General features: G+C 38.4%; 7 protein-coding genes. All 7 read right to left on the reverse strand.

Features of this window, described 5'->3' with window-relative positions; genetic code table 11:
- Nucleotides 1-15 precede the first annotated feature (15 nt).
- Nucleotides 16-1,293: a sugar isomerase gene (locus tag IEV57_RS01485; protein WP_188438891.1), complete on the reverse strand. Its 1,278-nt coding sequence runs from the start codon at nt 1,291-1,293 to the stop codon at nt 16-18.
- Nucleotides 1,294-1,566: 273 nt separating this feature from the next.
- Nucleotides 1,567-3,675 (reverse strand): bifunctional aldolase/short-chain dehydrogenase, encoded by a 2,109-nt coding sequence (locus IEV57_RS01490; protein ID WP_188438894.1) that lies wholly within the window; start codon nt 3,673-3,675, stop codon nt 1,567-1,569.
- An 85-nt stretch (nt 3,676-3,760) separates the two neighbouring features.
- A complete protein-coding gene (locus IEV57_RS01495) occupies nt 3,761-6,163 on the reverse strand; it encodes a glycoside hydrolase family 31 protein (protein WP_188438896.1) in 2,403 nt (800 codons plus the stop codon).
- Nucleotides 6,164-6,409: 246 nt separating this feature from the next.
- Complete coding sequence (locus tag IEV57_RS01500) at nt 6,410-7,300, reverse strand: alpha/beta hydrolase (RefSeq protein ID WP_188438898.1); 891 nt, start codon at nt 7,298-7,300, stop codon at nt 6,410-6,412.
- Nucleotides 7,301-7,491: 191 nt separating this feature from the next.
- Nucleotides 7,492-8,931 carry a purine-cytosine permease family protein gene (locus IEV57_RS01505; RefSeq protein WP_188438900.1) on the reverse strand — a complete coding sequence of 480 codons (1,440 nt, stop codon included), beginning with the start codon at nt 8,929-8,931 and terminating at the stop codon, nt 7,492-7,494.
- Nucleotides 8,932-9,009: 78 nt separating this feature from the next.
- Nucleotides 9,010-10,059 carry a GntR family transcriptional regulator gene (locus IEV57_RS01510; RefSeq protein ID WP_188438901.1) on the reverse strand — a complete coding sequence of 350 codons (1,050 nt, stop codon included), beginning with the start codon at nt 10,057-10,059 and terminating at the stop codon, nt 9,010-9,012.
- Between the two features lie 266 nt (nt 10,060-10,325).
- Nucleotides 10,326-13,133, reverse strand: coding sequence for a glycosyl hydrolase (locus tag IEV57_RS01515; protein ID WP_188438903.1), 2,808 nt, complete (start codon nt 13,131-13,133; stop codon nt 10,326-10,328).
- Nucleotides 13,134-13,146 lie beyond the last annotated feature (13 nt).

Consider the following 13,146-nt stretch of genomic DNA (forward strand, 5'->3'; position numbering starts at 1 on the left):
AGTTTAAACAAGCTCTTATAATCCGCTGGCTTTACTATCAGTTCCTCTCTCCTTGATCAGTTCATTTCTCACACCAACTTTTCGGTAGGCTTTTATTGGAGAGATTGCTCCTCCCAACTGTCTGCTTGCTTCTGACACCAATGCCCTCACATCTGTTCTGTAGGCATCCTGCAAGATTTCTTGTGCTTTGGCGGTATCATGATTTTGCTGTGCTTCTTCCAAGGCTTTTTGATTGATGATCAAAGCTTGGGCATACGCTAGCTTGATGGCTTCCACAGACTGCAAGAGATCTTCCAAAGGATCTTTTACATTGTGACTTGCATCGATCATCCATGAAAGTGATGGGTTATTGGTTTCTGCAAAACCTTGTGCCAATTCGTGGAAAATCAGGAACAGCTGATATGGTTTGATACTTCCTACAGTAAGGTCATCATCTCCATATTTGGAATCATTGAAATGGAATCCACCCAATTTTTCCTCTGTCATCAATGTCGCTACGATCTGTTCAATATTTGTATTTGGCAAATGATGTCCAAGATCCACTAGTGTGTATGCCTTAGGCCCAAGCTTATTAGCCAACAAAAAGGAAGTACCCCAATCTTGGATCACAGTGCTGTAGAAATTTGGCTCGTAAGGCTTGTATTCTACCAATATTTTCCAATCTGAAGGAAGGTACTCGTATATGGAGCTTAGTGAATCATGCGTATTGGCTAATGCTTTTCTGATACTATGTTGTCCTGGAAAGCTTGATCCATCTGCAAGCCACACTGTCAACGCTTTGGAGCCAAGTTTTTCACCAATTTTGATGACTTCTTTGTTGTGCTCTACTGCCAGTTCCCTTACAGCTTTGTCTGAATTAGCCAAAGAACCGTATTTGTAGGACACTTTTTGTCCAGCTTGGTCTTGAAAAGTATTGGAATTGACTGCGTCAAAATTGATGTTGAGATCCTTAGCGATCTGCCTGATAGCTTCATAGTCTTGGGGAATATCCCAAGGGATGTGAAGTGATACGGCGTTGCTTGATTTATTGAGTGCGTGGATGATTCCGATGTCCTGAATCTTCTGAATCAAATCAGCTGGCTCGCCTGCACCTGAAAAACGTCCGAATCTAGTCCCTCCAGCACCAAGTGCCCATGATGGTATAGCAATTTGCAATGCCTTGATTTTTTCAACGACCAAATTTACATCTACACCTTTATCGGAAAGCTGATTGGATAAAAAATCGAAAGATTCCATGTGATTCTTTTTCAAATCAGCATTGGAATTCTCTATATGGCTTTGTGTGATTTTCATTTTTGGGAATAATTAAATAATGTGTGTATTCGCTTTATTATCAATGGCTAAACAAAATGATATATTTCAAATCAATTGATGCACCGATAACTTATCGACTAATAACCAATAACCAATAACGATTATCCGCTTGTACTAACCTTTTGATTTGGCTTTTGATGTTATTGCAGATAATCATATTAGATAAATAAAAACCTTCCAGGTTTAGACTAAAGTATTGCCTAATTTAGAAAAAACCTGAAAGGAATTTGAGTATTAATAGGTTTGAGGTAATTATCTTACAAATGCGGCAGCTACTCCGCCATCCACATTAAGGATATTTCCGGTGCTTTTGGATAAAATTCCACCTACAAAAGCGAAAACGCCATTTGCTATATCTTCTGTACTGATGATTTCATTCAACAATGTTCTTTTTGCATAATGAGCAGGCAATTCTTCTACAGAAATACCATAAGCTTTCGCTCTTCCCTCAGCCCATTTGCCTTCCCAGATTTTTGATCCTTCGATCACGGCATCAGGATTCACCACATTCACGCGGATTTTGTCAGGTCCCAATTCTGCTGCCAACAACCTTGACATATGAACTTGAGCTGCTTTCGCAGTTCCGTATCCTACATTGTTTGGTCCAGATACGAGGGCATTTTTAGAAGCAATGTTGATAATATCTCCACCAAGACCTTGTGCTCTTAGTATTTTTACACCTTCTTGACTCACTTTGAATTGGCCCTTTACAAGGACATCATTCAGCAAATCCCAATCAGCTTCTGAAGTTTCTGTCAAAGGTTTGCTGATAGCAAGACCTGCACAGTTCACGACAATATCCACACCACCGAATGCTAGGTTTGCGGCTTTGAAGGCAGAAGTTATTGTGTCATTTTCCAATACATTCAATTTTGTCTGGATAGCTGTATCTTTTCCAAAATCCTTCACGGCTTCTTCCAATCTGTCACCGTCAAGATCTGTCAAGACCACACAAGCACCTTCTTTGGCTAACTTGTCTGCGATTGCTTTTCCGATACCTCCTGCACTTCCTGTAATCAAGGCTACTTTCCTTGACAAAGGCTGCTCTTTTGGCATTCTTTGAAGCTTTGCTTCTTCCAATAACCAATATTCGATATCAAAAGCTTCCTGCAATGGCAAAGAAACATATTCTGATACTGCTTCAGCACCACGCATTACGTTGATTGCGTTGATATAGAATTCAGAAGCTACTCTTGAAGTTTGTTTGTTTTTTGCATAGGAAAACAAACCAACACCAGGCCATAAAATGATCACTGGATTTGGATCACGCATTGCTGGACTGTTGGATCTTTTGTGCTTTTCGTAGTAGTCCTTGTAGCCTTCTCTGTATGTAGCAAACAACTTGCTGATGTGCTCTTTGATGGTACCCAAGTCGCTTAGGTCTTGGTCGGCAGGAATGTCTAGTACAAGAGGGGCGATTTTGGTTCTCAAAAAGTGATCTGGGCATGAAGTCCCCAAAGGTGCCAATTTTCCCAAATCATTGGAGTTGATAAATTGTAAAACAGTATCTGAGTCACTGAACGTACCGACCATTCTGTCGTAGCTGGAAGCAAGACCTCTCAACAATGGAGAAATGATGGCTGCTTGGTCTTTTCTTTTGCTTGGCTCGAGTGATTCGATTTTTTGACCACCGAAAACAGGCCTCTTTTTACCATAGTTGTCTTCAAGGTATTGGGAAGCTTTTTCGATTACTTCAAGGCTGTTGATATAGCATTCATAAGCTGTGTCACCCCATGTGAAAAGTCCGTGGCCTCCAAGCATGATTCCTCTGATCCCTGGATTTTCGTCCAAAGCCTTTTTCAATTGAAGACCTAAGTCAAAACCTGGTCTCTGCCAAGGAATCCAAGCGATTTGCCCATCAAAAAGCTCTTGCGTGATTTTTTCACCTTCTTTAGAAGCTGCAATAGCAATGGCTGCATCTGGATGAAGGTGATCAATGTGTTTGAATGGCAAAAATGCATGAAGTGGTGTATCGATCGAAGGTGCTTTGGAGTCTAGATCGTAGATACAATGATTGAAAAGACCGACCATTTCATCTTCGAATTCTATTCCTTTGTATATGCCTTCCAAAGCTCTCAGCTTGTCAACATAAAGACCTGCAAGTCCTGATTTGGTCAATGTACCAATATCTCCACCTGAGCCCTTTACCCACATCACTTCTACTTCTTTTCCAGAAAGTGGATCTTTTTCATAAGTTTTACAGCTTGTGTTGCCACCGCCGTAGTTGGTGATTCGTAGATCTGCTCCAAGGATGTTAGATCTGTATATCAAAAGGGCAACTTCGTCATTGCCGAAAGAATTAGCTTTTTGCTCGTCCCAGAGATAAGAGACATGATTGAATTTTTGTTCCAAAATAGCCATGGTAAACAAGGTTTAAGTTATAAAAGGAAATTTATTCTATTAAATGGTAATTACTGTCCTGTTGTGTACTGTTGATTTTTACTTGTTATTTTATATCTATTGTAAGTTTTTGATTTTTAGATTTTTGGGTGTGCAACAAAATCACTTTTTTTGCACTGTCATAGCTCCAGCTTTGGTTATCATCCGTCTGAAAAAAATCCTTTCCATTGATTTGGACAAGTTGTGGCACTTTTTCATAATGGATTTTCAAAAGAAATTCTCTGGTTGGTATATCGTAATTTCCAGTTGTTTCAAAAAGTGTTATCTGCCTAGAGTTGTTGATACTTCTTGACTCTATTCGCGTAGAACCGTATTGACTCTCTGTATATTTTTCTGATAAACCATCGTCTTCATACAACTCAAAACTCCCATCAGCTCCAGTGAATACTTCCAGCGAAATCCTTCCATAATCTTTTCTATTATCAAAAAGAATATCGTCTTGCATTGGAATAATTCCACCAGCTTTGACAAAAATTGGAAGGGTTTCTAAAGGAGTTACAATGTTGTAATATTCGTTCCCATCGTAGGATTTTCCTGTCCAGAAATCAAACCATTTACCTTTAGGAAGATATACGACTCTTGTCTGTGCACCTTTTGTGGTCACTGGACAAATGATCATCTGATCTCCAAAATAATATTGATCGTCAATTGTATAGGTGTTGAGATCATCTTGATGGTGCAAAGCCAATGCACGCATTATTGGTATTCCTGTTTGATGCTGTTGGAATGCAGTAGAGTAAATATATGGAATCAAGCGGTACCGTAGCTTTGCATATTTGGTAAAAATCTCCTCAGCAGCTGCCCCATAGTTCCAAGGCTCCTTGTAGCCGGGATGATCCATTCCAAAAACATGGGCAATAGGGCTAAACATCCCAAATTGAACCCATCTTGCAAATAATTCGGGATCTGCATCATGCTCAAAACCTCCCATATTGTGAGACCAATACCCAACTCCAGAAAGTCCTATATTGATTCCGGCACGGATTACCGGAGCGAAATATTGCCATTCACTAGGCCAATCTCCTGCCCAAATGAATGGATAACGCTGTATGCCAGCATATCCTTCACGCGTGTGGTTCATTCCACGCATGTTGTTGTGTTTCTTGAATTTTTCGAAAGGTGCTTTCGCGTAGGCTACAGGAAATACATTATGCAATTTTTTTGCCTCAGCACTCGTAGGACCTGTTTTATTGCTTTCGTTCGCTTGTCTTCCAAATGCGCTGCCTTCATCAGTTTTCAAAAACATGGCGCCAATTTCAGCAATCTTCATCACACCATTTTCCCACCACCAATCGACTGCTTTTTCATCGAAAAAATTAACAAATTCGCCCTTATTATTTTCTTCTGGGTAGACATGACCTGCTTCACGTGCTTGGTCAAGTAAATTTAGGCTATTTCCATTGTCGAATCGGGGTCTAACGTGTAAGCCGACCATATTGACATCCATATTATAGAGCTGATCAAACATTCCTTTGGGATCGGTAAATGTTTCTCTCCATTCGAAAGAGGTGGCTCCGCTTCCCCCGTTTTTACCGAATAGCCTCCAAGTAGAATCTAAGTGTAGGACATCAAATGGGATTCCCTTTTGTCTGTATCTTTTGGCAAGCGCAATGACGTACTCTCCTGAAGTCAGATGCTCGTGCCCCCAAGTTCCTCCGCTGTAAGTCCCAACATGCAAACCATGGGCAAAGCGGGGAAGTAAAGGAGATTTTCCTGTCAAGTCCGTGTAATGATTGATCAAGTGAGTAAATTCTGGACCATACATGAAAAAATAATCCACGTGTGTTCCTTCAGCTTGGAACGTCAATCTGTCTTTCTGCGATTTTCCCAAATCAAAAGTACTAGGCTGTGTAGTGTGGTAGAAAATGCCATAACCTTTGGTACTCATCATAAATGGAACTGGTGCGTAATTGGCTTCTAGGATATTGTATGCACCAATAATATGCGGCCTTTGAAGACCTCTACCGACATTCATTTCTAATGATTTTCCTTTTTGATCTATGAAATCCATTCTTTCACCAAACCCAAAAAAATGTTCGTCAGAAAATATGTTTTTGGAAATACCAACACTGACTTCCTTTTGGTAATAGCCCCCGTGATTTGTGGCCTCTTCTGAAGAAATCAGATCGCCGTCAGCATTATACACTTTAATTGAAAGTGTTTTTTTATCGATTTCAACTTTGAGCGCTTTGGATTCTAAGGAATAGGATTCGGGATTTTCTTCCCTGCTCACTGCAATAGCAGGCCATTGTTGTTGAGCAAGCATGTAGGAAAATTCATCATCGGGGATTTGATTTCCAATTTTTACTCTGAACAAATCAGGCTTGTAGAATGCAATTTGTAAAGTGATATTTTCTGATTGAAAAAATTGCTCATGGTGAGATTGAGCTATAGCGTTTGGTTGAAAACGAAGTAAAATTATGAAGAGAAAAAAGGCGAATTTTTTCATTTTTTGATCTTGGGTTTATTTGAATTTAAAAAAGAAAGGCAATTCAAGTCTTGAAAGAGTAATAATCATTAGAAATTCTAAACCTAATTCATCCATCAAAAGAGAAAGATATTGCCATCTTTATAAATTAAGCTCTGTTTTTTTGACTACTCAGTAAAGAGAATTTTCTCAAAAAGATGAAAACCTAATCAGTCAAAAATACCCAAATCCATTGAGCCGACTATCCTTTACTCACCTGTTCAGATTCTATTTCAACAACTGATCTAGCCAGTCCAAACTCAAGTCAATCCATTGTGAAGCGGTACCATGCCTGTTGGGGTCTCCCATGCCATAGCCGTGACCCCCTTTTTCGAAAAGATGCACTTCTGTTCTGATACCTAACGCTGCTAAAGCACTTGCATAGCGAATGGTATTCTCTACAGGAACTGCCTGATCATCCCAACTGTGGGCTAAAAATGCTGGAGGAGTCTCCTTAGTAACTTGCTTTTCATTAGAATAGAACTGCTCCCATTCTGAGTTTAATTGATTTCTGAGTAAGTTTTTTCTCGAACCTTCATGCGTCACCCCTTTATCCATGCTGATGACAGGATATACTAGAATGCTGAAATTTGGAAGACTAGAATCTTCTGCTTTTCCATGTACTGAAAGAGAAGAAGCCAAATGTCCGCCTGCTGAAAAGCCTAATACACCAATCTTTTCTGGATTGATGCGCCATTGTTGAGCGTAATTTCTCAGAATTTTTAAACCTTGTTTGGCATCTTCCAAAGGAACTTTCCAAGGCTCGAAGACCATGTTTGGATCTGGCAATCGATACTTCAAAACTGCGGCAACATAACCTTTTTCACTGTAGAATTTGGCAATATCATATCCTTCGTGGTTGATGGCTAGGTTGCTATATCCTCCACCAGGACAGATTAAAATAGCACGCCCATTTGCATTTTCCTCCCTTGGAAAGTAAACTGTAATATCAGGAATGGCAACACGTTCAACGTTCCCTCTTTCATTAATTTTATCTTCTTCGATGACTTCTTTAGTAAATGGAGCTTCGCGTTCCCAGAGCTTGATTTTCTCTGTTTTTTGAGAAAATGAATTGAAGCAAACACAGAAAAGAGCAATCGTGAAGAAGATCTGTTTCATATTTCAGATTTTTCTGTGCTTTTATTAAGCCAAAATGGTGCGGTCAAAAACCAAATCAAAGTTCCTATAAACATGAGTATCTTTGAAGTTGCGGGTTCGATATACTTTGAAAAAACTAAGAATGAAGGGATGATAGTGAGTAGTAATCCAATGATTGATAATATGATTATTAGATTTTTCATGTCATTTTCTTAGTTTAATTCTTTTTCTGCTATGGTTTCTTGAAGATAAGCTGAAGATACCAAGGGTTTTTGAAATAATTTACTGAAAACCAAATAAGCAATGACCGCTATAAACCATCCCGGCAATCCTAAGAAGAAAATTTCAATTCCCATTAAGAGATTTAGTGCCAAGCAAAATCCTAAAGTGACTACCCAAGTGAATGCCACAGCTGGATTCAACTTTTTGCCTGATAGAGAGGCATAATTGCTCCTAAGTCCCCAACGCTCCATGTAGTAGACATCAATGAAAATCACTGCTCCAAGTGGCATCAAAATCAATCCATATAAAGCGACAAACTCTAACAATTGCATCACCAAAGCAGGGAAGCAAGCGGCTATCGTGGTGAAAAGGCCTACAAACAGGGTTACTTTCCAGGTTTTCCAATTTGGATTTATGGATTGAATGGCTAAACCTGCTCTGTAAAGAGTTGGATTTGCTGTGGTCCATCCTGCTATCACTACACATATTGCACCTGCTATTCCAGCTGCTTCATAAGCTATCGGTCCTGGAGCGAAAGTGAGGCTATTGTTTGACTCTAATAAAAAGAGAGAATATAGAATTCCAGAAGCTATCCAAGCAATGTAATGTCCCAAGAAAACCCCAGAAGCTGTAGAAAATCCAGCTGTCCATTTCTTTGCATATCTTAAAATTGAAAGATCAGCCATTCCGATGTGCATAGCCATATTACAAAACCATGCAAAGAACATGATGTGCCAAAAGGTGAATTTACTTTGTCCTTCTAAGGGTACACCACTCCAGATTGTCTCTTGGGCTACAGGCCAAAAATCAGAAATTGAATTGATTCCTAGTCGAGGAAGAACACCTACAGCGGCAGCGATAAATACCATAATCATCCAAGGTGCTGCAATATTTGCAAATTTTGAAACTTGCTCAAAACCAAACATAGCGACTATTGTCGTAATGGTGCCTATAGCAAATACGGTCAATACCCAACCCAGCGAGTTTGGTAAAACATCTGTAAGTGTCGGCATTTCCAAATTGAAAGGAATACCAACAGCGGTAGCAGATACAGCGATCATTGCTCCAGCCAAAAAGCAAAATAGTCCTGCGTTTACTAGATTATACAATAAGGTAAATTTGGAACCAGCAATTTTCTCTAACTGATAATAGAGTGTAAGTCGGGTTTTGACGGCAATTCTCCCAGTAAAGAATGCCCAACTTAATACTGCTAAAATATTCCCAATTAATAATCCAGTGACTAAATCAATAGCAGTTGCTCCATGAGCTACGAAGAGTGGGCCTAGTACGAATTCTGTTCCAGCTGTATGTTCGCCTGCATACGTTCCGATAAATTTTTTCCAACCCCTAAGTTTATTCTCTGGTATGGGTTGACGTTCGTATTCATTGATTGCATTAAGTTTTGCAATTAAGCCTGTGCTTTCGCTCATAATCATTTTGGGTTGAAAAGAATGCTCAAAATATCAGCAATAGATAAAAGAACTATCCTGTACTTTGTTGTACACTATTTAGATCGATCCTCTATCGATAAAGTTGAACACATTTTTCACAACTTCATGCTTGTGTTTTTTGATCATGTAGGCCGCAGTTTCGCCCATCACTTTAAAATTGGTTGACATTACAGTAATTCCTAAAAGTTCTTTAAGAGGAGTGTCATTGTAAGATATAACCCCAATATCTTCTCCCATGGTGAATTTTTGATCTCGTATTTGTTTGATCAAGCAAACGAGATCATTTTCTTCTATAGTGATGTAGGCATCATTGGTTTCCAATTCCATTTCAGGGTATATGGTTGGAATGATTTCAAAATCAAAACCGTGGTTGACACAAAATTTATGAAAGCCACATTTGATTTCTGTTGGATATGGATAAAGCACATTTTCTGGATAGACGAGGACGATCTTTTCGTATTTTTTTAGTCTCGCAATTCCTTCTTTTAAGGCTTTATAGATATCTGATTTGAAATCTTGATAAATAGAAGCGACATTTTCTCCTAATTCAGGAATCATATTGTCCATAATCACCAATTTTTCAGAAGGGATATTTTTTAACGCCTCGATTACTTGTGCATTATCATTTTGGTGCTTTTGGTTTTCGTCTTTGAAATGTGGCATGACCACATAGTAATCATAAGCTCCCATATTTTCTTCTAGTATGTTGAGCAAGATTTTATGATCACAGTGATAGAGGTGGAGATCTACCTTTGAGGAATTGCCAAGACTTTCTATAAATGAATTGTAAATCCTTAGTTTGTAATTGCTTAGCTTATTGAGCAAAAACAAAACCTTTGTCTGGGATTGAGATACATTCCTTGCGACATAGTATCCTTTTCCTTTTACTGAATGAATAATCTTTTGTTTTTTAAGTTGGTTGTAGGCTTTTTCAACGGTATCCCGAGAGAGATAAAACTCTTCACTAATTTCATTTATAGATGGAATCTTCTCTCCAATAGTAAGGTATCCTCTTTCAATGTTTTCAATGATGGATTGGACTAATTGCTGGTACTTCGGAACGCGCGAATCGTTTTCAATTCTAATTAGAGTATCAAGTGTGATCATAGTGGGTTTATTATTTGTGCAATCGATTGTAATTTAGATTAAAATATCTTTTTATAAAAGGGATTTATGATATGCTATGCATAGCTTTATAAAAAAATAGTCAATAAAATTTTATATTATAATTGAAAAACAAATAAAATTCTGTTTTTATCCCAAGACCACTATATTTTTATAGATTAATTGTTTTTCATACACTTATACAGAAATTAATTCGCTGTCAACTTACATGTACTTACCTGCATAAAAAAAGCTTAAGTTTTTACCAATTAATTTTTAAATCCTTTGATTTCAATTTTTCCATCTAATCCAGAGGGCATTACGTTCCAGCTAGATGCATCGAAGGGCTTATAGTCAATGTTGACGAAATTGATTTCGTGGTAATTTCTCCAAGAAATATTATTGATATCTAAATACCTGATGTGGTTCGCCATCAAATTAGCAACTTCAATTTTGATTTCATTTTTACCCTGTACCAGCAGGCCTGAGATGTCCAATTTAAAAGGAAGACTCCAAACCTGGCCAGCAAAGTTTCCATTGATCCAGATTTTAGCACTTTCATGTACCTTAGAAAAATTCAAAGTGTAATTCATTGATTTATCCAAGTCAAAATTAAACGAACCATGATAAGTCCCTTTTCCAGAATAAAAATCAGCATCAGTGTCACCTTGATTTGTCCATGTTGCTAAGCTAGGAATTGTTTGATCTTTAGGAGTCTTTGGACCGCCCTTTGAATCGAATGATATCCTCCAATCAGCAAAGATTTCTGATATTGAAGTAGGATCAGTATAGTAATTCCAACCTGATACTTGATCTGATTTTTGGTCAGTTGTCCTGATGATAATCGATTCTCCAGATTCTAGATGAAGATCTATTGCCAAGTATTTGTCTTTTCTTACTGAATTTGCAAGTCCAATTTTTCCATCCAAGGGGTTCATGAGGTATGCATTTTCAGAATTGGTCAGAAAATTTACAGGTTGACTGATGAGTCTGGAGGTATGGTTGACGACAAAGTAGTATTTGTCATGCCCTATTTTTCTTTTGATAAATTTTAGTCCCGAATCGGAAATGCCTTCGGGGTAAATCTGTTCTTGCTCTAGACTTGAAGCTATATTTTCTGAAAGTAAAAGTTTCCCTTTTCCGTATGAAACCTGGTTTTTGCTTTCTAGTCCTGTTTTTTTCCAAAGTTTAGATACGCTCTCTCTATTTGATTCTAAATCTTGAAGCCCTGGAATATCTGCGGGTTTGGCTTGAAAAATAATTGTAGCTCCATTCTCTGCGAGCATCAAAATATTTTCCAATGTTTCTAATGGCATAAATTCTACTTTCGGGATAATTAGCGTTTTAGCAGCACTTGCATTTTCATGACTTTTGATTTGTCCATTTCTGACATCAGCGCCTGAGATCATTTTGTCAGAAATGAAGTCGATAGAATACCCGAGTTCCATTAAAGATTTTGACTGCTTGTAGAATTCTGTGGGATGTAGCCACTTATCAATATGATGTACAGAAATCAACTCCATTCTCCCTTCCGGATTTGCCCAGACATCATAAACTGGCCAATAAACAAGTAATTCATTATCAGGTTTTCCTGCCTGAAGTACTGATTGTGTTCTAGTAATATATTGATTGAATGCTGGGAGATGGTCCCAGAGGCTATTGTGTTGATTAAGGTTGAGAGAGGCGTAGAAAAGCCAACCCGGAAAAGCCACATCTTGAGGACTGTAAGTGACACCATGGTAAAAAACATGATTTACTCCAGCCAAAAACGTTTGGTCAAGCTCAGGTTTCATTTGAGAAAAAGACGATTTGAAATGCTCACCCAGCCATGTAAATGTCTCACAAGAAACCAAGTTTTTACCTGTCAAATGTGCTGCTGAAGATGCAAATTTGAGCATGATTGGGTCAGGGTCTACGTTTCGAATATCAGCACTGTCTCTCCTCAAGCCTGGAATAGGGAAATAGCTAGACCCAAAAGTTTCGCACTCTGGAATGTCTACTGCTCCATAAATATCAAGTAAGTTGCCCGGAGATCCATGTGCTTGGTTTTTGGTGAGTTTGCCCCTTTCCTTAGCCCAATCACTCCAGTTTTCCGTAAAATTTTCAATTAACAAGTCGTTTAATACTTGTCTATAATCAGATTTGACACGAATTGATTTTTCGCTTCCATTATTCTCAAGGAATTCAGGAAGCATCAATTTCAAATCATAGCCTTTTCTTTTTTCAAACTCATCAAAAAAATCTGCTGTAAAGTCTGCCCCATACACTTCAAAGCTATCATTATAAAATGCTCTAAAATCTGGAAATTGTTTGTCAAAAGTTTCGTCAAATGATTGTAGGTAATTGTTGACTGCTGTTTTGAAAAAATGATCGAAAGTAAATCCTTCTCCACCTGGTGCAGCTCTTTTGACCTTTTGGCCTGTTTTTCCAAGATAGACTGCCTGTACTTTTTCAAGATCACCAGGGATTTTCTCTAAGACATTTCCTTGAAGTAAATTTGTGATTTCTTTTCGCTCCCCATTCTTAAAAACACCAATGACATGGAGCAAAATCATTACTTCCTCTTTTTCATTTTTACCTTGAGGAATAATTTCTAACACTTGTTGTACACTGGTGAGTCCGTATTCTTGAATAATCATCTTGGAAGCGGCGTGTTCCATTCTTACTTGAGGACCACCAAATGGCCAACCAGTTCCTTGTGTTAAATCCACTCCCATACCAAGTTCACCAGCCTTATCCACAGTATGTTTTAGAACAGCGATCCATTCAGGAGATAGAAATTCTAGATACCTATCTTCAAATCCTTTTGCGCCATAAATTGGTGCGATTTCTACACCGCCTAGTCCAATTTGTTCATATTCTTCTAGAAGAAAGTCAATATTTCCCCTATCAACCGCACTTCCCATCCACCACCATCTTGTCCAAGGCTTGCTTTCCTTGGTGACTATTGGCCATTGGTCTACGGTTGTTTCGAAGGCGATGATTTCTTCCTCTTTGTTATCACCGCACGATATTACTCCAAAGAAGATGATGATGCTGGCAATCAGAGAGAGGTATTTATGACTGGGAAATTTCATTGAGGCGAGTTTA

This window comes from Belliella aquatica, from assembly GCF_014637795.1.
Taxonomy (GTDB): Bacteria; Bacteroidota; Bacteroidia; order Cytophagales; family Cyclobacteriaceae; genus Belliella; species Belliella aquatica.